Source organism: Nocardioides daedukensis (genome assembly GCF_013408415.1).
GTDB classification, from domain to species: Bacteria; Actinomycetota; Actinomycetes; order Propionibacteriales; family Nocardioidaceae; genus Nocardioides; species Nocardioides daedukensis.
In genome coordinates this window covers 1,078,834-1,100,435 of the sequence record NZ_JACCAA010000001.1, presented here as the reverse complement: position 1 = coordinate 1,100,435, position 21,602 = coordinate 1,078,834, and the positions used below count along the sequence as shown (strand labels likewise).

Sequence of the window (21,602 nt, the reverse complement as noted above, 5' to 3'; positions counted from 1 at the left end):
TGCCCGATCCTCACGCAGGGTCGGGTGCCGGCGTGTGTCATTCGCCTGCCAGGAGACTCCATGACTGCCGCTGAACGCGCCGCCCGCACCGCACGGGCCGACACACTCTGCGCCACGGCGTACGACGACCTCGACGGGCCGCGGACCGGTGTTGCGCTGGTGGCAGTCGGCGGATACGGCCGCGCCGAGTTGGCGCCGCACTCGGACCTCGACGTGGTGCTGCTCCACGACGACGCCGTGCGGGTGGGGGAGCTGGCCGAACAGGTCTGGTACCCGATCTGGGACGCGGGGGTCCGCCTGGACCACTCGGTCCGCACGGTCTCGGAGACGATCGCTGCGGCCGGCGACGACCTCAAGGTGGCGCTCGGCATGCAGGACGTGCGGTTCCTGGCCGGGGACCCCAACCTCGCCCTGCGGGTGCGGACCACGATGCTCGCGCAGTGGCGGCGCGAGGCTCGCCGGCGGTTGCCCGAGCTGCGTGAGCTGGTCACCCAGCGGCACGTGCTGATGGGGGAGCTGGCCCATGCCTCGGTGCCCGATCTCAAGGAGGCGCTGGGCGGGCTGCGCGACGCGACCGTGATCAAGGCGCTGGTGGCGACCTGGTTGGTCGATGCACCACACGTCGAGCTTGAGTCGTGTCGTCGCGAGCTGCTCGACGTGCGTGACCTGGTCCAGGCCCTGCACGGACGACCGAACGACCGGATCACTCCGGAGACCTGGGCCCTGCTCGACGATGACCCGCTCGCGGCGCAGGTCCGGATCCGTCGTGCCGGCCGGAGGATCACCCACATCTCCCGCCTCACCTGGCGCCGCGTCGAGGACGTGCTCGAACGACCGCGCGCGGTCGGTGCCCGCCGGCCGGATCTCGACCCGATCGGGCACGGGGTTGCGATCTCCAAGGGCGAAGTGGTGCTGGAGAGAAGGGCACGACCCGACCGGGACCCGCTGCTCCTGCTCCGGGTGTGTGCCGAGGCAGCCGAGCGGGACCTGGTGCTGGCGCCGGCGACGGCGGCCCGGGTGGTCGCCGAATGCCCGCCGATGCGCACGCCCTGGCCGGTCGAGGCACGTCAGCTGCTGGTCCGGCTGCTCGCCTCAGGCCGCGGCCTGCTGGCGGTGTGGGAGACCCTGGAGCAGACCGGGGGACTGCAGCGACTCCTCCCCGAGTGGGAACCGATCCGGACCCTCCCGCACGCCTCAGCCATCCACCGCTTCACCGTCGATCGCCACGTCGTCGAGACCTGCATCGAGGCCAGTGCCCTGATCCGCCGGGTCGCGCGACCCGACGTGCTGCTCGTGGCCGCGCTCCTGCACGACATCGGCAAGGGAGAGTTGGGGGACCACTCGACGGCTGGCGAGCCGATCGCCCGCGAGGTGGCCGCCCGGCTGGGCTTCGACGACGGCGAGATCGGCCTGATCGGCACGCTCGTGCGCTGGCACCTGCTGCTGGCCGAGACAGCCACCACGCGCGACCCGGACGACCCGGCAACGGTCGCTGCGATCACCGCCCGGGTCACCTCGACCGAAGCGCTGTCGTTGCTGCTGGCACTCACCGAGGCCGACGCCCGAGCCACCTCGACAAAGGCCTGGTCGTCCTGGCGGGCCGGGCTGGTGGAGCGGTTGGCCCGGCGCTGCGAGGCTGCGCTGGCTGACAGCGGGGACCGCACGGGCGCACCACGGCTCATCCAGCCCCAGGTGACGATCCCGGCGAGTGTGCGCTCGGATCCGTCCGGGATCGTCGTGGACGTGGCGCTCACCGGTGACGGGGCCCGGGTGATGGTGGTCTCCGGCGACCGGATCGGCCTGCTCGCGGATGCCGCCGCGATGCTGGCGCTGCAGCGCACCTCGGTGCTGGCGGCGCGGGCGTGGACGCAGGAGGAGTACGGCGTCTCCGAGTGGCAGGTCGCCGACCAGCACCTGGATGCCAGGGTGCTTCGCCAACGGATCGCGGCGATCGCGGACGGCCGGATCGACGCGGCGGCCAGGCTGAAGCGGGCCGGCACGACCCGGCTGGCGCCGAGTGTCGTCGTACGGCCGGAAGCCTCGCAGAGTGCCACCGTCCTGGAAGTGCGCACCGACGACCGGCCGGGAGTGGTGCACGAGGTGTGCTCGGCACTGGCGGGCTTGCGGATCTCGGTCCGGTCCGCCCACGTCGACACCCTCGGGCCGCAGGCGATGGACGTGTTCTATCTCCAGGAGCCCGGGGCGGGTGCGCTCAGCGACGAGAGGTCCGCCGAGGCCGCGCACGCCGTACGCAAGCGGTTGACGCACCACGAGCAGCCCGGGTCCTGACCGCCCACGGCGTCAGTGGTTTCCCGCTCGGACACTTGCGGCGGTTAGGCTGGGACACTGAGTGACGTGCGGAAACGCCGCACCCCGTCCTTCGATACCGCATCCTTCGAGACCAGGGAACCCGAAACTTGTTCGCGACTCTTTCTGACCGTCTTGCCGACACCTTCAAGAACCTCCGCGGCAAGGGCAAGCTCTCCGAAGCCGACATCGACGCCACCGCGCGCGAGATCCGCATCGCGCTGCTCGAGGCCGACGTCGCCCTCCCCGTGGTCAAGGAGTTCGTGGGCGCGGTCAAGGAGCGGGCCCGCGGCGCCGAGGTCAGCCAGGCGCTGAACCCGGCGCAGCAGATCATCAAGATCGTCAACGAGGAGCTCGTCAACATCCTCGGTGGCGAGACCCGCCGCCTGCGCTATGCCAAGACCGGCCCCACGGTGATCATGCTCGCCGGCCTCCAGGGTGCCGGCAAGACGACCCTGGCCGCCAAGCTCGCGCTGTGGCTCAAGGACCAGAGCAAGTCCCCGATCCTGGTCGCCGCCGACCTGCAGCGACCCAACGCCGTCAACCAGCTCCAGGTCAACGGTGAGCGGGTCGGTGTCCCGGTCTTCGCTCCCCAGCCCGGCAACGGCGTCGGCGACCCGGTGGCAGTGGCGCGCGAGGCGATCGAGGAGGCCAAGCGCAAGCTCCACGACGTGGTGATCGTCGACACCGCCGGTCGCCTGGGCATCGACGCCGAGCTGATGCAGCAGGCCTCCGACATCCGTGACGCCGTCCAGCCCGACGAGGTGCTCTTCGTCGTGGACGCCATGATCGGCCAGGACGCGGTCAACACCGCGCTCGCCTTCCAGGAGGGCGTCGGCTACGACGCCGTCGTGCTGACCAAGCTCGACGGTGACGCCCGTGGTGGCGCGGCGCTCTCGATCGCCTCGATCACCGGCAAGCCGGTCATGTTCGCCTCCAACGGCGAGAAGATGACCGACTTCGACCTCTTCCACCCCGACCGGATGGCCTCGCGCATCCTCGACATGGGCGACATGCTCACCCTGATCGAGCAGGCGGAGAAGACCTTCGACGCCGCGGAGGCGCAGAAGGCGGCCGAGAAGCTCGCCGGTGGCGGTGACTTCACGCTGACCGACTTCCTCGCCCAGATGCAGCAGATCCGCAAGATGGGCTCACTGACCAAGATCATGGGCATGCTGCCCGGGATGGGCCAGTTCCGCGATCAGCTGGAGAACTTCGACGAGAAGGAGATCGACCGGATCCAGGCGATCATCCAGTCGATGACGCCCGGCGAGCGCGAGAACCCGAAGATGATCGACGGTTCGCGCCGGCTGCGCATCTCCAAGGGCTCGGGCACCCAGGTCTCCGACGTGAACACGCTGGTCGACCGCTTCTTCGAGGCCCGCAAGATGATGCAGCAGATGGCGCGCGGCGGCGGCATGCCCGGGATGCCCGGGATGCCCGGGATGGGCGGCGGCGTCGGCAAGGGCAAGCAGAAGAAGCAGCAGCAGGGCAAGAAGAAGCGCGTCTCGGGCAACCCGGCCAAGGCTGCTGCCCAGCAGGCCGCGGCGAAGGAGAAGGCCGCTTCCTCGGGCGCGAACCCGTTCGGCGGCGCGGACGGCGTCGACTACGAGACCGCTGCGGCCAACCTCGACCTGCCCAAGGACTTCTCCAAGTTCCTCAAGTGAGTCAGGGCTGAGGCAGGGGCTGATCCATGGCGACCGTCCTGGTCATCGATGCCGCCAACGTCGTCGGGTCCCGTCCTGACGGTTGGTGGAAGGACCGCTCCGGTGCGGCGCGACGCCTGCACGAGCAGGTGATGGTGGCCGACACGACGTACGACCGGATCGTGCTGGTGCTCGAGGGCGCTGCCAAGGGCGGCGTGAAGGCGGGTCGCGACGGACACGTGCGCACCGTGCACGCGAAGGGTGCCGGCGACGACACCATCGTCGCCGAGACCCGCGACGCGGTCGCCGCTGGTCACCGGGTCACGGTGGTCACCGCCGACCAACTGCTGCGCGCGCTGGTGCAGGGCGCCGGGGCGATGGCGATGTCTCCGTCCTGGCTGCTCGACCAGCTCTGAGGCGTCCGCAGGCGGGCACGGTCGGTTACGGTCGGCACATGACTGCGCTGAAGTTCTCCGGTCCGGTGCTTCCCGATGGCGAGGCACGCGAGCTGTACGTCGTGGACGGGACCGTCACCTATGAGAAGCAGGCGGGTGCCGACTCGGCCGTCGAGGGCTGGATCGTGCCGGGACTGGTGGACGCCCACTGCCACCTCGGCCTCGACGACAACGGAGCGACGACCGATCAGGAGACCGAGCAGCAGGCGATCGACGACCGCGACGGGGGAGCGCTGCTTATCCGGGACTGCGGCTCGGCCTCCGACACCCGCTGGATCCACGAGCGCGAGGACCTGCCGCGGCTGATCCGCGCCGGCCGGCACATCGCCCGCACAAAGCGCTACATCCGCAACTACGCAGCCGAGGTGGAGCCCGCCGACCTTGCTGCCGAGGTCGCCGTCCAGGCGCAGCGCGGTGAGGGCTGGGTGAAGCTGGTGGGGGACTGGATCTCGCGTGAGGACGGTGACCTGACCCCGAGCTTCCCGCCCGAGGTGTTTGCCGAGGCCATCCGGGTCGCGCACGAGCACGGCGCGAAGGTGACCGCGCACTGCTTCGGGAACGCCGTGCTGCCGGGGCTGATCGAGGCCGGCATCGACTGCATCGAGCACGGCACCGGGCTGAGTGAGGACCTGATCGAGCAGATGGTCGCCCGCGGCACTGCGCTGGTGCCGACCGTGATGCAGCTGGAGAAGTTCCCCGAGCACGCCGAGGCCGGCCGGGCGAAGTTCCCGCGCTATGCCGAGACAATGGACGACCTCTTCGCCCGGCGGCGACGCACGCTGATGGCGGCGCACGACGCAGGGGTGGCGATGTATGCCGGCTCCGACGGTGGCGGGGTGTCCCGCCACGGCAACCTCGCCGGAGAGGTCATCGCCATGCGCGACCTCGGCTTCACCGCCCAGGAGGCGCTCGGGGCCGCGTCCTGGCGGGCACGCGAGTGGCTCGGTTGGAACGCCGACCTCGCCGAGGGTGCGCCTGCGGACTTCGTGGTCTATCCGCGCGATCCGATCGCGGACCTGTCGGTGCTCTTCGAGCCGAGCGCGATCGTCCTGCGAGGCGTCGTGGTCAAGGCCTGAGCAGTCAGGACCGTGAGCGTCGGCTCCACCTCACCAGGGCAGTGATCAGCAGGATCAGTCCGATCACGCCGAGGAGCGAGGAGAGGCCGAACCCGATGCCCATGATGGCCATCCGTGAGCCGCTGATCGCGGAGGGGCCGACCTCGACGTCGAGCTGGTCGTCGCCCGTGCAGGTGACCTCGACCGAGTCGCCCGGGGGAGTGAAGCTCCAGACGCCGACCCGGTCCTCCCCGTTCACGCTCTTGGTGAACTCACCGCGCACCTCGTCGAGCTCGACCGGAGTGCCGTCCTCATCGAGGACGCTGCACCGGATCGTGGCGCCGTCCTGCACGAAGACCATCCGTTCGGCCTCGGAGTCGAGCGAGACCGTGTGCGGCTGCCCGTCGACGGGAACGTCGCCGTCGACCGAGAAGAGCCCGGCGATCAGGAAGACAAGGCTCGCGACCACGCCGAGAACGGCCAGCACGATGCAGATGATGCCGGCGATCACTCGGCCCTTGATGCTCTTCGGGCGGCCGGGAGAAGAATGTGTGGGCAGCGGTTGACTCATGCGGCCATGGTGCCCAGTCGGCTGCTTCTCACACCCGCGGGTTCGGCTCGGGTCGCCGCTGGGTGAAGAAGATCAGCCAGATGCACATCGCGATCACGCCGAGTCCGACCAGGATCGCCGGGACGCCGAACACCAGCATCAGGATCCTGATGTCCTCTCCTCGCTCCGGCGCGTCCGCGATCTCGACATCGCCACTGCCCCAGCAGGTGACCTCCAGGTCGCCGCTGCCGGCCTCGAAGGTCCACCGGGCCTTGGAGAAGGCGAAGTCCTCATTGACCTGTGCCATCCAGGGTTCGACGGGTCGTTGCTCGAGCACGTCACCGGTCGTCGCGTCGAGCACCTCACAGCCCTCGAGCCGTCCATCCTCGGCCTGGCTGATGAGCTGGAGGGAGTCCTCCTCGACGGTGAGCACGTAGGTGTCGTCATCAGCCGGGATCTCGTAGTACTCCATGAAGTTCATCAACGGAACGGCGAAGGCCCACCCGAAGACACCTAGAGCGGCGAGGAAGAAGCTCGCCGGCACCAGGCACCACCACCCGCTGGCTCGACGCCTGCCGGTGGGCCGGGGCGGAGGTGGGTGGACGTAGCCGTACGGCGGATGGGCTGGGGGGACGGGTGCGGACACCGGCACAATTGTGGACGGTTACCCCTCGTCGCGCAGCGGTTTCCCATCCATTGGGGCGGTGGCGACGAACCACCGGCAGCATCCGCCCAACCGGAAGGCCCGACATGCCCACGCTCCATGACTTCACCGCCACCACGCTCACCGGCGAGGAACAGTCGCTCGACGCCTGGCGCGGCAAGGTGGTGTTGGTGGTGAACACCGCGTCCCAGTGCGGCCTGACCCCGCAGTTCGAGGGCCTGGAGAAGCTCCACCAGCAGTACGCCGACCGCGGGCTCGCCGTGCTCGGGTTCCCCTGCAACCAGTTCGCAGGGCAGGAGCCGGGGGACTCGGAACAGATCGGTGACTTCTGCCAGCGGAACTACGGCGTCACCTTCGAGATGTTCGAGAAGGTCGACGTGAACGGTGCTGACGCGCACCCGCTCTATGCGTGGTTGCGCTCGCAGAAGGGCGGCCTGCTCGGCAATCGCATCAAGTGGAACTTCACCAAGTTCTTGATTGCCCCCGACGGCACGGTGATCGAGCGCTATGCGCCGACCACGAAGCCGGAGAAGATCGCCGGTGACATCGAGAAGGCACTGACGAAGGCTTGAGTCGTCGGGACGCTCATCCCCAGCCGGCACCATTGGCGTGGAGCACCTCGACGAACTCGCGCGCATAGGCGGGCTGCCGCATCTCCTTGATGTCGTTGTCGACCCAGATGTTGATCTTCTCGCGGCTCACGTTGCAACGGATCTCGCCCTGTGCCGTCCACAGCGTCACCCCCGCCGTCGACAGCATCCCGTGTGCCCGCGCCCGGAGCTGGCCGCAGGGAAGCGTCCACGCGGGCTTCGTGGCACCTGTGGGACGGAAGTGCAGCAGTCCCTGTGCGACCTCGAACCGGCCATTCTGCGATCCGGCCGTGCCGCCCAGCACGCCGATCAGGTGTCCGGCAAGGATCTGAGCGTTCCAGGTGCCGATCGGGGGATGGAAGCCGTTCTGGTCGTACTGCGGTCCCAAGCCCTCCTCAGGACGGGAACGACCTGCATGGAAGATGATGCCGAAGACCAGGGCGATGAAGGCCACCGCAGCGACCATGATGAGAGGGGCGAGCAGGACGGGATCCATCCCACCATCCTGCCCCGATGGCTGCCGGAGCGATCACACCGACCGGATTTCGACCCACGGCCCAGTGTCTGGCAGAATCTCCCGCTGAGTCCTGCGCACCCGGACCCTCTCATCCGGGCGCATGGGATCCGCCGAGTCGTCAGGCCTGGTCCCCACCCGGTTCTCGACGCCTCACCCACACCACAATTTCCGAGGAGACACCACAAACGTGGCCGTCAAGATTCGTCTGAAGCGCATGGGCAAGATCCGTGTGCCGCAATACCGCATCGTCGTTGTCGACTCGCGCAAGAAGCGCGACGGCAAGGTCATCGAAGAGATCGGGTCCTACCGTCCCAAGGAGGAGCCGTCGTTCATCGCCGTGACCTCCGACCGGGCGCAGTACTGGCTCGGTGTCGGCGCACAGCCGTCCGAGGCTGTTGCCGCGATCCTCAAGATCACCGGCGACTGGCAGAAGTTCAAGGGCCTTCCGGGCACCGAGGGCACACTCAAGGTCGCCGAGCCGAAGCGCGACAAGCTCGAGGTCTTCAACGAGGCGCTCAAGGAAGCTCAGAACGAGCCCAAGTCCGCCGCGGTCACGTCCAAGAAGAAGGCCGACAAGGCCGAGGACAAGACCGAGGCCAAGGCCGACAAGGCTGAGAAGGCTGAGGAGTCCACCGAGGCTCCTGCCGAGGTTCCCGCGTCGGAGACCCCTGCGGTCGCCGCCGACGAGGCCGAGGCCGCCGAGACCACCGAGGCCTGAGCGGATGCTGGCTGACGCTCTCGAGCACCTGGTCCGCGGTGTCGTCGACAACCCCGACGACGTCGAGGTCCGGGACAAGCAGCTGCGCCGCGGCTCGGTCCTCGAGGTGCGCGTGCACCCCGACGACCTGGGCAAGGTCATCGGTCGTGGCGGCCGCACCGCGTCCGCGTTCCGCACCGTCATCTCGGCCCTCGCGGGCCGTGGTGGCGCTCGGATCGACTTCGTGGACGTCGACCGCCGCCGCTGAACAAGTTCGACCGCACCGGGCGTCTCCCTCATCGAGGGAGGCGCCCGGTCGCCATTTGACGGGCGTACGTCGCAGCGAAATATGACTGTCCGCGGCGAGGAACTAGGCTCCACCCCGTGGAGAAGATCGAGCTCGTCGTCGGCAGGATCGGGAAGCCGCACGGCATCCGCGGTGAGGTGACCGTCGACGTGCGCACGGACGAACCTGAGCGACGCTTCGCCGTCGGACAGACCCTGCGGGCCCAACCCCCCAAGGGATCGGCGAGCACCCTGCGCTCGGTCACCGTGACGTCCCACCGGTGGCACCAGGGCGTCCTGCTGCTGGGCCTCGAGGAGATCAACGACCGCAACGCTGCCGAGACCGTGCGCGGCATCGTGCTCCACGCAGACATCCAGGCCGACGAGACCCCCGACGACCCCGATGAGTTCTATGACCACCAGCTGATCGGGCTGAAGGTCGAGAATCTCGAGGGCCAGCCACTGGGCACCGTCTCGCGCGTCATTCACGGCGGTGCGCAGGACCTGCTCGAGGTCCGCACGCCCGCCGGCCACGACGGACTGGTTCCGTTCGTGAAGCAGCTGGTGCCCGAGGTCGACGTTGCCGCCGGCCGCGTGGTCGTCGCCGACCGCCCCGGGCTGGTCACCCCGCTGGAGGACTGAATGAGGATCGACGTCCTCAGCATCTTCCCCGACTATCTCGCTCCGCTCGAGCTCTCGCTGCCCGGCAAGGCGCGGGCCAAGGGGCTGCTCGAGCTCGCCGTCCACGACCTGCGGCAGTGGACCACCGACAAGCACCACACCACCGACGACACCCCCTACGGCGGGGGCGCGGGGATGGTGATGAAGCCGGAGCCGTTCGGCGCAGCCTTCGACGATCTCGGCATCGATGGCGCGACGGTCATCTTCACCACCCCCAGTGGCGCACCGTTCAACCAGGAGATGGCCCGGGAGCTGGCCACCCACGACCGGTTGGTCTTCGCCTGCGGCCGCTATGAGGGCATCGACCAGCGGGTGATCGACCACGCTGCGTCGCGGGCCGACGTACGCGAGATCTCGATCGGTGACTATGTCCTGAACGGGGGAGAGGTCGCCGCTCTGGCGATCACCGAGGCGGTGGTGCGACTGCTGCCCGGGTTCATGGGCAACCCCGACTCCCTGGTCGAGGAGTCCCACGAGGACGGGCTGCTCGAATATCCGGTCTTCACCAAGCCCGCCGAGTGGCGTGGCCTCGACGTGCCACCGGTGCTCCTGTCCGGCAACCACAAGGCGATCGCCCAGTGGCGCCACGACCAGGCCGTACGCCGCACCGCCGACCGGCGACCCGACCTGCTGCACGGTTCGGCCGTGGTCGGCATCGGTGACCTGTCCGACCTCGAGATCCGCCCCGCGACCCGCGCCGATGCCGCAGAGATCTTCACGCTCCAGCGGGCCTGCTGGCTTCAGGAGCTCCAGGCCAACCCCGAGGCGGTGATCCCGCCCCTGGTCGAATCGCTCGACGACGTCATCGCCGGGATCGCGGAGTGGACCACCCACGTCGTGCGCGCGCAGGGACGCCTGATCGCCAGCTGCCGCGGCCGACTGGTGCACGACGACAGCTGGGACATCGGTCGGCTGATGGTGGTCCCGGACCTGCAGGGTCGGGGCCTGGGCCGGTGGATCCTGGAGTACGCCGAGTCCCTGGCGCCGGCACAGGCCACCCGGTTCGAGCTCTTCACAGGGGCCAACAGCACCGACAACCTGCGGATGTATCGCAAGGCGGGCTACCGCCTCGACAACGCAGAGGCGCCGCGCGGCGCCGTACACCTGTCCAAGCGCCGGCGATGACCGTGGGAACTGCTGGGAACCCCGCTGGGATCCCCGGCTTCCCCGACGCGGTGGCGTCCCTGGCCGGGGCAGGCGACATGGAGGAGTTCGCGCGGCTCCAGTGGCGGGCCTTCGAGCCTGCCCTGCACGAGCCGCTCGAGGTGCTGACCCAGGACGTGCTCGGCGCGACCACCTGGCTGGTCCGGGACTCCGGACGCCTGGTCGGTTCGGTGCGGTGCGAGGTGCACGGCGAGTTCGCCCACCTGTCCCTGGTCATGGTCGAGCCGGACCTGCAGGGCCGCGGCGTGGGCCGGTGGTTGGTGGGCCACGCGGAGGAGATGGCACCGCCGCAGGTCACGGCGTACCAGCTCTTCACTGCGGCCGGGAACGTCGCGTTCTATGCCGGGCTGGGCTATGTCGCCGAGGGGGAGCGCGAGACGCTGTCCTCAGTCGTGCGGATGGGCAAGGATCGCTGATTTCGGGCGGCCCGGCAGATGTGGCAAACTTCTTCCTTGGCCCAGTCGGCCGAAGAAGGATCGCTCCCGCTCCTGCTCGCCAGGATGCGGAGGATCTGCGTCAGGCCTCCTGCCACAGGGGGAGCGGGCGCCGCCGGCCATGCACGTCTGGACCACACCGAGATCACTATGATTCCGCGGTTGACCTGTGGCACTCGCGAGGAGAAGCAATGACCAACGTCATCACCGAACTGGCCAACGCCAACAAGCGCACCGACCTCCCGGACTTCCGTGCCGGAGACACCATCAAGGTCGACGTGAAGGTCATCGAGGGCAGCCGCTCGCGTGTCCAGGTCTTCCAGGGCGTCGTGCTCCGCGTGCAGGGCTCCGGCATCGGCCGCACCTTCACCGTCCGCAAGGTCTCCTTCGGCGTCGGCGTCGAGCGCACCTTCCCGCTGCACTCCCCGATCTTCGAGAAGATCGAGGTCATCACCCGCGGTGACGTGCGTCGCGCGAAGCTCTACTACCTGCGCAACCTGCGCGGCAAGGCCGCAAAGATCAAGGAGCGCCGCGACATCTGAGAGAGTCCAGAATCAGCAGTCCGACCAATCACTGGTTAGGCTCTGCCGCGTGACTTCAGAAGACCGCGACCCCCTCCCCGCCGAGGACGGAACCAAGAGTTCCGACACCAACGAGGAGAACGGGTCGCGGTCTTCGCTCTTTGGTGGCGACGACCGGGACGCGGCGCTGAACCGGGTGATCCGGGATCGTTCTGACAAGGACAAGAAGAAGCAACTGCCGATCTGGCAGGAGACGATCCTGCTGATCGGGGTGGCGCTGCTGCTCGCAATCGGGATCAAGGCGTTCTTCCTGCAGGCCTTCTACATCCCCAGCCAGTCGATGGAGCCGGGGTTGATCGTCAACGACCGGATCGTCGTGCAGAAGGTGTCCTACTGGGGCGACGGCGGGCCCGAGCGCGGTGACGTCGTGGTCTTCAAGGACCCGGGCGAGTGGCTCGGTCCCGAGGACTCCAAGGGCCCCGAGGGGCTCTTCACCAAGACGATGGCCAAGATCGGGCTCTATCCGACCGGTGGCCACCTGGTGAAGCGGGTGATCGGCACCGGCGGCGACCACGTGGTCTGTTGTGACAAGAAGGGCCAGCTCTCGATCAACGGCCACGCGATGGACGAGAAGGCCTACGTCAAGCAGGACGGCACCGAGTGCGCGGCGCCGATGATCAGCTGTGACCTGGACGTGAAGATCCCCGAGGGTTATCTGCTGGTGATGGGCGACAACCGCGGCAACTCGCAGGACTCGACGGCGCACATGTGCCAGGATCCCAAGCTCGAGCAGTGCTCCCCGACGCGTGGTCTGGTCAAGGAGGACCTCGTGGTCGGCAAGGTGTGGGCGCTGGTCTGGCCCTATGACCGCTTCGAGCGCTCGCACCGTCCGGACGTGTTCAAGGACGTGCCCGACTCACCGTGAGCACCCGGCTGAAGAACCGACCGACCCTGCGCTTCGAGCGCAGCCTGTTGCGCGAGGGTCGAGAGCTGCTTGCCTGCGTCGACGAGGTCGGCCGCGGGGCGCTGTGCGGTCCGGTGACGATCGGCGTGGTGGTGATCTCGGAGCAGACGCGTACGGCGCCCCAAGGTGTCCGCGACTCCAAGCTGCTCACCCAGGCAGCGCGTGAGGCGCTGGTGCCGAGGGTGAAGCGATGGGCTCCCCATCACGGGGTGGGCCATGCCAGCCCCGCCGAGATCGACGAGTTCGGGATGACCGCGGCGCTGCGGTTGGCCGGGCACCGCGCGCTGGCGCAGCTGAGCGTCGTCCCGGACCTGGTGCTGCTGGACGGCAACCACGACTATCTCTCGCACCCCGAGGACGCGATGCTCTTCGGTGGTCCGTCCGGTCTGATGGACACGGTCCCGCCGGTGGTGACCGCGATCAAGGCCGACATGCGCTGCGCCGCGGTGGCGGCCGCCAGCATCCTGGCCAAGACCTCGCGCGACGCGATCATGATGGAGCTGGCCGGGGACTACCCGGACTACGGCTGGCACCAGAACAAGGGATATTCAGCCCCCGAGCACATCGACGCGCTGCGCCGGCTCGGGCCCTGCGACGTACATCGTCGTTCGTGGAGCCTGCCGGGCGTCGTGATCGACACAGTTCTAGACTCGCCGCAGTCACCGATCATCGAGGAGCTGTCATGAGTGCCGAGGATCTCGAGAAGTACGAGACCGAGATGGAGCTCAACCTCTATCGCGAATATCGCGACGTGGTGGCCATCTTCAAGTACGTCGTCGAGACGGACCGCCGGTTCTATCTCTGCAACGCGGTGGACGTGAAGGCCCGGACCGAGTCGGGGGACGTGTTCTTCGAGGTCTCGATGAGTGATGCCTGGGTGTGGGACATGTATCGCCCGGCGCGCTTCGCGAAGAACGTGAAGGTGCTGACCTTCAAGGACGTGAACGTCGAGGAGCTCGCGGCGTCCGACTTCGAGCCGCCGAAGCCCTGACTCCGCCCTGGTGGTTCCAGGCCTGCTGGTCTAGACCGGTTGGCTCGGTCTGTCTTCGAGAACCGGGGACAGAACGGTCATTGCCGCCTAGTCTTGAGCGGCGTGGATCAGTGGGGTCCGTGCCTTTGACTGTGCCGGGGTGTACGACGTGGTGGTTGCGGCGAAGCGACGGATTGGGCGACGCAAGGAGCGGAACGAGAGCGGTGCGTCCGCTGTCGAGTTCGCACTCGTCTTCCCGATCCTGGCGCTCATGCTGTTCGGGATCATCAGCTACGGCTACATGTTCACCATTCGGCAGACGATGACCCAGGCCGCGGCCGAGGGCGCTCGCGCCGGAGCCGTGGCTGCCTCGGACCCCCAGGCCAAGGCAGCCGACGGCGTGGCTGCGGCACTTGCGGGCACCAGCCTGAGGTGCGGCACCAACGGACTGGTCTGTGACTACGACGATGCGTGCACCACGTCGACCGGCGCTGAATGCGTCAAGGTCACGTTGCGGTTGGACTACAACGTGTTCGATCCGTTCGAGATCCCGCTCGTTCCGATGCCCGACTCCCTGGAATTCACCTCCCAGGCTGAGGTCAACTGATGCGGTGGCGCCGAGCGGTGCGCAACCTTCTTGTTCCTCGGGGTCGTGACCGGGACGAGTCCGGCGCAGTTGCGGTCATGGTCGGCTTGCTGACGGTGGTCCTGGTCGGTGTCTGCAGCCTGGCCGTCGACATCGGCTATCAGCGGGTCGCGAAGCGCGACATGCAGGCAATCGCGGACATCGTCTCGATGGACATGGCGCGGAAGCTCGACGGCAAGACGACCGGCCAGTTGGGCGGCTCGACGTGGAACGACGCCTTGGCCGACAGCCTGAACCGCAACGACAACTCATCCGTCGGTGAGCCGTTGACGGTGATCCCGTGCACGGCCGACGACCACGCGGTCTCCGGGAACCAGATCTGCGCGACGCCCGGCATCTATGCCGACGGTGTCTTCTCCAACAGCGGGTCCAAGCCGGCCACGCACGTGCGAGTCATTGCGCGCACGACCATCGACTATTTCTTCCCGGTCTTCGCTGACGGGGGCGCTTCGCAGGCGACGGCGTACTCCGAAGCCTCGGACCAGACGTGCCTGCGAGTCAGTTCCTACGTCGCGGACGCGAACCTCAATGACGGTGCCCTCGGACCCTTGCTGAACCTCCTCGGGACGAAGGTCGGCCTGTCAGCGGCGCAGGGGGCGAGCCTGGCCGACGTCGACATCTCGTTGCTGAGCCTGATCAACGCCGAGGTCGACGGTGTGACCCTGGGACAGGCGGCGGACACCAAGGTGAGCCTGGCCGGGCTCTTCGATGTCATCGGCACGGACGTTCTGACGCAGTCGCAGACTGCCGCGATCCAGGTCCTCGAGTTCCTCGAGCCCAAGGTCGGCGGCATGCAGATCGCGCTGAGCGATCTGGTGGCCCTGGGCACCGGCAGCGGCTCCGGACTGGACACCAAGGTCAATCTCTTCGACATTGTGGGCGCATCGATCGTCGCTGCCAACGGTGAGAACGGCTTGGCGCTGAACGTTCCAATCAATCTCCCGGGGAACCTGGCGTCGATCAACGCGTCTGCACACGTGATCCAAAAGCCCCAAGTCGGTTGCGGCCAGCGCCGGTCCGCATCGAATCCCGTCATTGAAACCTCGCAGGTCGGAATCAAACTGTCGGCGAATCTGCTGCCACCGAGCAACGCCTTGACTGACTTGGTCAATGGACTCATCAGCGGTCTGGGCGACCTGTTCAGTGGATTGTCCTACCGGAGGGTCGAACCCCGCCTCGTTACCGACGTCGGCTTTGATCTGGAGCTGAAGGTTGCGCCCGCACGTGCACAGTTCACGGGGGCAGAGTGCGACGGAGACAGGCGGACCATTCACTTTCGGGCAGCCGGAGGACAGTTGGTCTCGCTGACCTTGGTTGCGCGGGTCAAGGCAGCCATCGTCCAGAGAGTCAAGACGAGATCATCGATTCTCACGCCATGGAGCAGTGTCGATTGGGGGCCCGACGAGAATGTCTTCTCCATCGGTGGTCCGATCACGCTCTCTACGCAGGGTCAGCAACCAGACTGGACCGAGCACACTCTGGAAATCGAAGACGATGGTGATTACGACACGGCTGCCCTCTTCGGTGCCGGCTCGATTGGGCTTCCCACGATCCGGCAACTCAACACGAGTGACTTCAGCATCAAGATCGGCAGTTCGGACGACTACGGGACCATCAACTTGGGTGGGTTCGTCCAGCCCCTACTCAACGTGCTGACGGGGGTTCTGAACCCGTTGCTCAGTGGGTTGAGCACAGGACTCCTCAACACGATCTTGTCCACCCTCGGCATCGATGTCTCGGGTGCGCGGGTCTCTGCCCTTCGGGTTCCCTCGTGCGGCTACCCCGCGCTGCGCGGCTGAGCCCACTTTTCGTCCACAGCACCTTGCACGATCCGGGTTCTCCACAGGCACCCGTCGAGCTCGCCTGACCCGTCGTCGATCCCGACGATCCTTGCCTCCAGGAGGTCAAGGACATGGGATCCACGGCACAACAGAAGCAGGCACTCGGTGCCTACGGCGAAGCACTGGCAGCGCGCTACCTGGTCCAGAAGGGCATGGTGCTGCTCGATCACAACTGGCGCTGTCGTGATGGAGAGATCGATCTGATCCTTCGGGATGGCCGCACCCTGGTCATCTGCGAGGTGAAGACGCGTCGCACCACGACGTACGGGACTCCGTTCGAAGCGATCAGCCTGACCAAGATCGGACGGCTCAAGCGCCTCGCTGCTCAGTGGCTGAGCACGAACGGCGTGCGGGTTCAGGACATCCGTCTCGACATGGTGGGCGTGATCGCGCCCTCGGTCGGCACACCGCACATCGAACACGTCGCGGGGGTGGGCTGATGCCCGTCGCAACCTCCCACTGTGTTGCGCTGCAAGGAGCTATCGGCCACATGATCGACGTACAGGTGGATGTGTCGCCCGGTGTGGTCGTCACCAGCCTCGTCGGTCGGCCGGACGCCTCGGTCAACGAGGCCAAGGACCGGATCCGCACGGCCATCACGAACAGCGGCTTCGAATGGCCGGCCACCCGACGCGTCACGATCCTGCTCTCACCGGCTGACCTGCCCAAGCGCGGCACTCACTTCGACCTGGCCATCGCCGCGGCGGTGCTCGCTGCCGCCGACAAGAAGAAGATCCTGCGCGAGTCGCTCGAGGGGACGGTCATGCTCGGCGAGCTCACCCTCGACGGTCGGCTCCGGACCGTCCCGGGCGTGCTGGCCATGACCCTGGCTGCCTCGGCGCGAGGGTTCAGCCGGGTGTTCGTGCCAGAGCCACAAGCACGTGAGGCCGCGATGGTTCCGGGGATGAGTGTCTTCGGGTTCCGGTCGCTGGCTCAGGTGATCGCCGAGCTACGGGGAGTCGAGGTGCCCGAGGCGCCGCCGGTGGACACCAGTACGTCTGGCAACCTGCTGACCTGGCGGGGCGAGTCCCGGTTGGCGGAGGTCGACATGAGTGACCTGGTCGGGATGGCAGACGCGCGCTTCGCGTTAGAGGTTGCGGCGGCCGGCGGTCATCACCTGATGCTGAGCGGGCCCAAGGGTGCTGGCAAGACGTCGCTGGCCGAGCGCATTCCCGGGATCCTTCCGGATCTCGACGTGGATGAAGCGCTGGAGCTCACGGCGATCTGCTCGCTCTCAGGGGTGCTGGACATCGGTGATGAGCTGGTCACCTCCCGACCGTTCTTCGCGCCGCACCACAGCTCGACCCGGGTCAGCCTGCTCGGTGGCGGCACCGGCAAGGTCCGACCGGGGGAGTTGAGTAGGGCTCACCACGGGGTCCTGTTCCTGGATGAGTTCCCGCTGTTCAACAACGACATCGTGGAGTCGCTGCGGCAGCCTCTTGAGTCTGGGGAAGTGACGATCGCTCGCGGCGAGGAGACCGCGACCTATCCCGCACGGGCGATGTTCGTGCTCGCGGCGAATCCCTGCCCGTGCGGCAACTACACCGCAGATCCGACCTCGGGACAGTTCTGCACCTGCGGTGAGGTGCGCCGTCGTGACTATCGACGCAAGCTCGATGGTCCGGTGATGGATCGCATCGACATCACCCGCCACGTGAAGCCGGTCGCGAAGCACGAGGCCAACGACAGGTTCAATCGGCCGGAGTCGTCCACGACCGTCCGCGAACGCGTGGGAGCCGCGAGAAGGATTCAGCTCAATCGGTACGCCGGCCAGCAGTGGCGGGTCAACGGTCAGGCTCCGGGTTCGCGGCTGCGCGAGGAATGGCCGCTGACTGATGCCGCCTTGGATGCGCTCGACGAGGCGATCTATGGCGGGAAGCTGACGCGTCGCGGGGCGACGAGTGTGCATCGACTCGCGTGGACGGTGGCGGACCTGTTTGGTTCGGACCAACCCGGCCTAGTCGAGTTCGATGTGGCGTTGAGATTGCGCACGGGGGAGGCCCTGCCTGCCGACTGTGTGCAGCGGAGGGCCTCATGAGCGGACGAGATGACGAGCGGATCGCGCGCGTGGCGCTCGGCCGACTGTTCGAGCCAGGGGATCGGAAGATGTTCGACTTCGTCAAGACGATGGGAGCGGTCAGGTTTCGCGATGCCTTGTTGGGCCAGGGTCAGTTGGACGGGCTGAAGGACAACATCGCCGAGCGACTGAACGGGCTCGACGCCGAGGCTGAGCTGGACCGGTCGGAACGCAGGGGCATTCGCTTCGTGATCCCCGGTGACGACGAATGGCCTGTCTGGCTTGATCAGTTGGACGAGTGCGAGCCCGGGATGGAGAGCTCGGGGGCGCCCCTCGGACTGTGGGTCAAGGGGCCGCTGCGGCTCAATGAGCTCAGACGCTCCGTAGCGGTGGTCGGGTCTCGCTCATCCACGTTGTACGGCGTCGACGTGGCGGGGGAGATCAGCGCGACGTTGGCCAGCAACGGCAACTGTGTGGTGTCCGGGGCGGCCTATGGCATTGATCAGGGTGCGCATCGCGGCGCGCTTGCGGTCGAGGGACAGACCGTTGCCGTGTTGGCGTGCGGTCTCGACCGCGTCTATCCAGCCGCACACCAGAACATGATTCGTTGGATCGGCGAGCACGGGGCTGTGGTCTCCGAACTTGCGTTGGGGTGTTCGCCGATGCGCCACCGGTTCCTGTCGAGGAACCGGATCATCGCCGGGTTGTCGATGGGCACCGTGGTCGTGGAGGCGGCGATCAGGTCAGGTGCGCTGAGCACAGCGAACTGGACGACTCGGTTGAGCAGGCCGTTGATGGGAGTTCCCGGGCCGGTGACGAGTGAGACATCGGCAGGTGTGCACCAGCTGATCCGCACTGGGGCGGCCACCCTGGTCACCAGGGGAGAGGACGTGCTCGAGCTCATCGGCATCTCGGGCGACCATCTGCTCCTCGAGCCGCGGGCCCCCGAGCAGCCGCGAGATCGGTTGAGCCAACGAGAGGCGCAGGTGCTGGACGCAGTTCCGGCCGCCCAGGAAGTCGGTCCCGAGTCGATTGCGCGCGTCGCCGGCCTCAGCGTGAAGACGGTGGAAGAGACGCTGAGGATTCTCCTCGACCTGGGGTTCGTGAGCACCGGTCGGGACGGTTGGCGACTGACTGAGCTCGCACGATGCTGACCGTCGGAGTTGTCCACAAGCCGACTCTCAGGGCTGTTCGGGGTAGCAATGATCGGCCTATTGTGTTGCCCGGCGTCACCGTTCCGGCGTCATCTCGGGGAAGAGGACGGTCAGATGAAATCAGTGCGACACGGACTTGTCGGACTCGCGTGCGTACCGCTGGTGTTGCTGGCTGCCTGCGGGGATGGCGACTCGAAGTCGGATGAGCCGACGCCCAGTGCTTCAACTTCGGGGTCGGAAAGCTCGTCCCCGAGTCAAGAACCTGCTGATCTTCCAGCAGATGAGGTGAAGCCCGAAGCCTTCGCTGCTCTTTGGATCGACGCCTACAGCGTGGCGACCGATACAGGGGACACGCGTCAAATGCGTGCCATGAGCTCGCCCCAGTGCAAAACCTGTCAGGCACTCGCCGAGCAGGCGGAGGACGTATACGGGGCTGGTGGGAGCATCACCGCAAACGGGGTGACTAATGAAGTCACCGATTACAGGCGATCTGAAGAGTATTCGGACAATCATCTGCTCCTCCAGCTGCGAGTGAAGTCGGCTGCGGGCGTGACGTTGCCTAAACGGGGCGCCAAAAAAATTCCCTTTGAGGCGGTAGATACCTGGTGGGACTTCGAGCTTAAGGTAGTCAATGGAAAGTGGCGTGTTCAGGAAGCAGGTTTCACGCCATGAGGATCTTTGTCGTTCTGATGTTGGCTATCTGCTCCTGGACCACCTCCTTGAACACCTCGGCAGGAGCGTTGGAAGGTTGCCCCCGGTCGAGTTGGACTACGTCCGCTGTTGTTCACAAAGGTCTCAAAATCGGTGTGGAACAGGTCGAAGATTGCCGTGAGGAACCCGCGGCCAAATGGAGACCTCTCACAGCCGCAGAAAAGCAAGGGACCGGGTACGAACTAGGGTTACTCGAAGCGATCTGCCTCCACCCATACGCGTCACTGAGTGACCCGAGTCGAATCGAATACTTCGGGGAGTGTGAATCTGCGAGCGGTCCCAGTACTTCGGTCCTGGTTCGCCGAGCTTTCCAAACTCTGACGATCCCGAAGTCGCAGATCGTTATTCAGCCGCCGGGCGGAGTGACGTTGGTAAACATGGACACCTTGTTCCGGACTGACGCCGCGCCATACGAAGAATCGATCACGTTGATCGGTCGCGATGTGACACTCAAGATCAGCCCGACTCAGTTCATCTGGAACACGGGTGACGGGGAGTCGTTCACGACGACCACTCCGGGTGTTACCTACGACAGGAGCCGTTCGAAGTCGGACTACGTGTCCTACAAGTACCTCAAGCCGGTCAAGAAATTGAGTCCGAGCGTGAATGTGGTCTGGGGCGCCCAGTACAGCGTCGACGGCGGTCCCTGGCAGACAGTCGATGGCACTGTCACAACGACTGGCCCGGGCGCGCCACTTCGTGTCCGCGAAGCGGTCCCGGTGCTCACCTCTGGCGGCTGACTCGACGCCCGTAGCCCGTTCCGAGCGTGAGCAATCGGAGAGCTTTGAGGCTGTCTCCGAGCTATCCACAGGAAGCCGCCGAGGCGTCCCGGGGGAGTGCAGATCCTCCTACGCTGGTTCGAGGCGCCGACGTTCCGGCGCCATCTCGGGAAGAGGACGGTCAGATTAAATCAGTGCGACACGGACTTGTCGGACTCGCATGCCTGTCCTTGTTGGTGCTTGCGGCGTGCGGGGACAAGGACTCGAAGACCGACGAGCCCGGCTCGCCGAGTCCGTCGGCGTCGGCGTCATCCCCGAACGCGGCCGCACTACCGGAAGATCGACCGGCGGACGAGATCACCCCCGCTACCTTCAGCAGGCTGTGGATCTCCCTGTACTCGGACGCCACGACGTCCGGTGACACAGCCAGACTGCGACGGCTAAGCCTGAAGGACTGTGAGTTTTGCGAGTTCTTTGCCAAGGACCTTGAGGACATCTACAAAAGCGGCGGGGAGATCGTCCCCGAGGGGGACGCACACAAGATCGTCGGCATGCAGCCGGCAGTCGAAGGACCAGATGGCAAAACGCGCGTCGAGTGCACAGTTCGCAGTTCCGCTGCGAAGATGACTTTGAAAGCTGGGGCCCCACTCAAGAATTTCGAGGCCGTCAATCGGCATTGGGAGTTTGTCTTGGTCAAGGATCAGGGCAAGTGGCGGATAAGTCAGGTGACGGCCCAGTGAAAGGGGCCGCCGTAGTCTTAATGCTTGTCGGCTCTTGGGTATGTGCGCCTTCTCCGTCCGAGGCAGCGGAGTGGAAATGAGTGAGCGGGGAGCTTGGAGGTCGTCTCCCGAGTTATCCACAGGAAGCCGCTGAGGCGTCCCGGGGGAGTGCGGATCCTCCTACGCTGCTGCGAGACGCCGACGTTCCGGCGTCATCTCGGGAAGAGGACGATCAGATGACTTCAGTCGGACAAGGTTTCGTTGGGCTCGCTGCGACTGTCATTCAGTGTGTGTC

Annotated in this window: 25 protein-coding genes and 1 pseudogene; 23 read left to right on the top strand and 3 right to left on the bottom strand. The window is 66.7% G+C overall.

Annotated features, from left to right (window positions below; genetic code table 11):
• Positions 1-60 precede the first annotated feature (60 nt).
• From BJ980_RS05420 to BJ980_RS05405, 4 genes are all read left to right on the top strand, one after another.
• Complete coding sequence (locus BJ980_RS05420; RefSeq protein WP_179501349.1) at positions 61-2,289, top strand: [protein-PII] uridylyltransferase; 2,229 nt, start codon at positions 61-63, stop codon at positions 2,287-2,289.
• Between the two features lie 128 nt (positions 2,290-2,417).
• Positions 2,418-3,974, top strand: a complete 1,557-nt coding sequence (gene ffh / locus BJ980_RS05415; RefSeq protein ID WP_179501348.1) for a signal recognition particle protein — start codon at positions 2,418-2,420, stop codon at positions 3,972-3,974.
• 26 nt (positions 3,975-4,000) lie between these two features.
• Positions 4,001-4,369: an NYN domain-containing protein gene (locus tag BJ980_RS05410; RefSeq protein WP_179501347.1), complete on the top strand. Its 369-nt coding sequence runs from the start codon at positions 4,001-4,003 to the stop codon at positions 4,367-4,369.
• A gap of 38 nt (positions 4,370-4,407) precedes the next feature.
• On the top strand, positions 4,408-5,484 hold the full coding sequence (locus tag BJ980_RS05405) for an amidohydrolase family protein (RefSeq protein ID WP_179501346.1): 1,077 nt from the start codon (positions 4,408-4,410) through the stop codon (positions 5,482-5,484).
• A 4-nt stretch (positions 5,485-5,488) separates the two neighbouring features.
• Here the strand turns inward: BJ980_RS05405 and BJ980_RS05400 are convergent, their stop codons facing one another.
• Together BJ980_RS05400 and BJ980_RS05395 are read right to left on the bottom strand one after the other, a co-directional pair.
• Positions 5,489-6,034, bottom strand: coding sequence for a hypothetical protein (locus BJ980_RS05400; protein WP_179501345.1), 546 nt, complete (start codon positions 6,032-6,034; stop codon positions 5,489-5,491).
• Positions 6,035-6,062: 28 nt separating this feature from the next.
• The gene (locus tag BJ980_RS05395; RefSeq protein WP_179501344.1) at positions 6,063-6,659 is read right to left on the bottom strand and encodes a hypothetical protein; all 597 of its coding nucleotides are present in this window, start codon (positions 6,657-6,659) and stop codon (positions 6,063-6,065) included.
• A 104-nt stretch (positions 6,660-6,763) separates the two neighbouring features.
• On the opposite strand from BJ980_RS05395, the gene BJ980_RS05390 reads away from it, so the two are divergent.
• Positions 6,764-7,249 carry a glutathione peroxidase gene (locus BJ980_RS05390; RefSeq protein ID WP_179501343.1) on the top strand — a complete coding sequence of 162 codons (486 nt, stop codon included), beginning with the start codon at positions 6,764-6,766 and terminating at the stop codon, positions 7,247-7,249.
• A gap of 13 nt (positions 7,250-7,262) precedes the next feature.
• Here the strand turns inward: BJ980_RS05390 and BJ980_RS05385 are convergent, their stop codons facing one another.
• On the bottom strand, positions 7,263-7,763 hold the full coding sequence (locus BJ980_RS05385; protein ID WP_179501342.1) for a hypothetical protein: 501 nt from the start codon (positions 7,761-7,763) through the stop codon (positions 7,263-7,265).
• Between the two features lie 208 nt (positions 7,764-7,971).
• On the opposite strand from BJ980_RS05385, the gene rpsP reads away from it, so the two are divergent.
• The 18 genes and pseudogenes from rpsP (at position 7,972) to BJ980_RS05300 (ending at position 21,328) form a co-directional block, all read left to right on the top strand.
• Positions 7,972-8,502 (top strand): 30S ribosomal protein S16, encoded by a 531-nt coding sequence (rpsP, locus tag BJ980_RS05380; RefSeq protein WP_179501341.1) that lies wholly within the window; start codon positions 7,972-7,974, stop codon positions 8,500-8,502.
• A gap of 4 nt (positions 8,503-8,506) precedes the next feature.
• Positions 8,507-8,749: an RNA-binding protein gene (locus tag BJ980_RS05375; RefSeq protein ID WP_179501340.1), complete on the top strand. Its 243-nt coding sequence runs from the start codon at positions 8,507-8,509 to the stop codon at positions 8,747-8,749.
• A gap of 116 nt (positions 8,750-8,865) precedes the next feature.
• Positions 8,866-9,408 carry a ribosome maturation factor RimM gene (rimM, locus tag BJ980_RS05370; RefSeq protein WP_343047702.1) on the top strand — a complete coding sequence of 181 codons (543 nt, stop codon included), beginning with the start codon at positions 8,866-8,868 and terminating at the stop codon, positions 9,406-9,408.
• Positions 9,409-10,077, top strand: a pseudogene (gene trmD / locus BJ980_RS18845) (tRNA (guanosine(37)-N1)-methyltransferase TrmD); the annotation flags it as partial.
• A gap of 15 nt (positions 10,078-10,092) precedes the next feature.
• Entirely contained in the window at positions 10,093-10,572 is a 480-nt protein-coding gene (locus BJ980_RS18840; RefSeq protein ID WP_343047900.1) for a GNAT family N-acetyltransferase, read from the top strand.
• Between the two features lie 2 nt (positions 10,573-10,574).
• Entirely contained in the window at positions 10,575-11,027 is a 453-nt protein-coding gene (locus BJ980_RS05360) for a GNAT family N-acetyltransferase (RefSeq protein WP_179501338.1), read from the top strand.
• Between the two features lie 209 nt (positions 11,028-11,236).
• Entirely contained in the window at positions 11,237-11,587 is a 351-nt protein-coding gene (gene rplS, locus BJ980_RS05355; RefSeq protein WP_179501337.1) for a 50S ribosomal protein L19, read from the top strand.
• Positions 11,588-11,636: 49 nt separating this feature from the next.
• Positions 11,637-12,491, top strand: coding sequence for a signal peptidase I (lepB, locus tag BJ980_RS05350; protein WP_343047700.1), 855 nt, complete (start codon positions 11,637-11,639; stop codon positions 12,489-12,491).
• On the top strand, positions 12,488-13,216 hold the full coding sequence (locus tag BJ980_RS05345; protein WP_343047699.1) for a ribonuclease HII: 729 nt from the start codon (positions 12,488-12,490) through the stop codon (positions 13,214-13,216). The genes lepB and BJ980_RS05345 overlap by 4 nt, the downstream gene beginning before the upstream one ends.
• Positions 13,213-13,521 (top strand): DUF2469 domain-containing protein, encoded by a 309-nt coding sequence (locus BJ980_RS05340; protein ID WP_179501336.1) that lies wholly within the window; start codon positions 13,213-13,215, stop codon positions 13,519-13,521. The genes BJ980_RS05345 and BJ980_RS05340 overlap by 4 nt, the downstream gene beginning before the upstream one ends.
• A 139-nt stretch (positions 13,522-13,660) precedes the next feature.
• Positions 13,661-14,107 (top strand): TadE/TadG family type IV pilus assembly protein, encoded by a 447-nt coding sequence (locus BJ980_RS05335; RefSeq protein ID WP_179501335.1) that lies wholly within the window; start codon positions 13,661-13,663, stop codon positions 14,105-14,107.
• Between the two features lie 17 nt (positions 14,108-14,124).
• Entirely contained in the window at positions 14,125-15,945 is a 1,821-nt protein-coding gene (locus BJ980_RS05330) for a Tad domain-containing protein (RefSeq protein WP_179501334.1), read from the top strand.
• A 113-nt stretch (positions 15,946-16,058) separates the two neighbouring features.
• Positions 16,059-16,427, top strand: coding sequence for a YraN family protein (locus BJ980_RS05325; protein ID WP_179501333.1), 369 nt, complete (start codon positions 16,059-16,061; stop codon positions 16,425-16,427).
• On the top strand, positions 16,427-18,025 hold the full coding sequence (locus tag BJ980_RS05320) for a YifB family Mg chelatase-like AAA ATPase (protein WP_179501332.1): 1,599 nt from the start codon (positions 16,427-16,429) through the stop codon (positions 18,023-18,025). The genes BJ980_RS05325 and BJ980_RS05320 overlap by 1 nt, the downstream gene beginning before the upstream one ends.
• Positions 18,022-19,158, top strand: a complete 1,137-nt coding sequence (gene dprA / locus BJ980_RS05315; protein ID WP_179501331.1) for a DNA-processing protein DprA — start codon at positions 18,022-18,024, stop codon at positions 19,156-19,158. Before BJ980_RS05320 ends, dprA begins: the two co-directional genes overlap by 4 nt.
• Before the next feature lie 285 nt (positions 19,159-19,443).
• Positions 19,444-19,830 (top strand): DUF6318 family protein, encoded by a 387-nt coding sequence (locus BJ980_RS05310; RefSeq protein WP_179501330.1) that lies wholly within the window; start codon positions 19,444-19,446, stop codon positions 19,828-19,830.
• A 416-nt stretch (positions 19,831-20,246) separates the two neighbouring features.
• Positions 20,247-20,609, top strand: a complete 363-nt coding sequence (locus tag BJ980_RS05305; RefSeq protein ID WP_179501329.1) for a hypothetical protein — start codon at positions 20,247-20,249, stop codon at positions 20,607-20,609.
• Positions 20,610-20,782: 173 nt separating this feature from the next.
• Complete coding sequence (locus BJ980_RS05300) at positions 20,783-21,328, top strand: DUF6318 family protein (RefSeq protein ID WP_179501328.1); 546 nt, start codon at positions 20,783-20,785, stop codon at positions 21,326-21,328.
• Positions 21,329-21,602 lie beyond the last annotated feature (274 nt).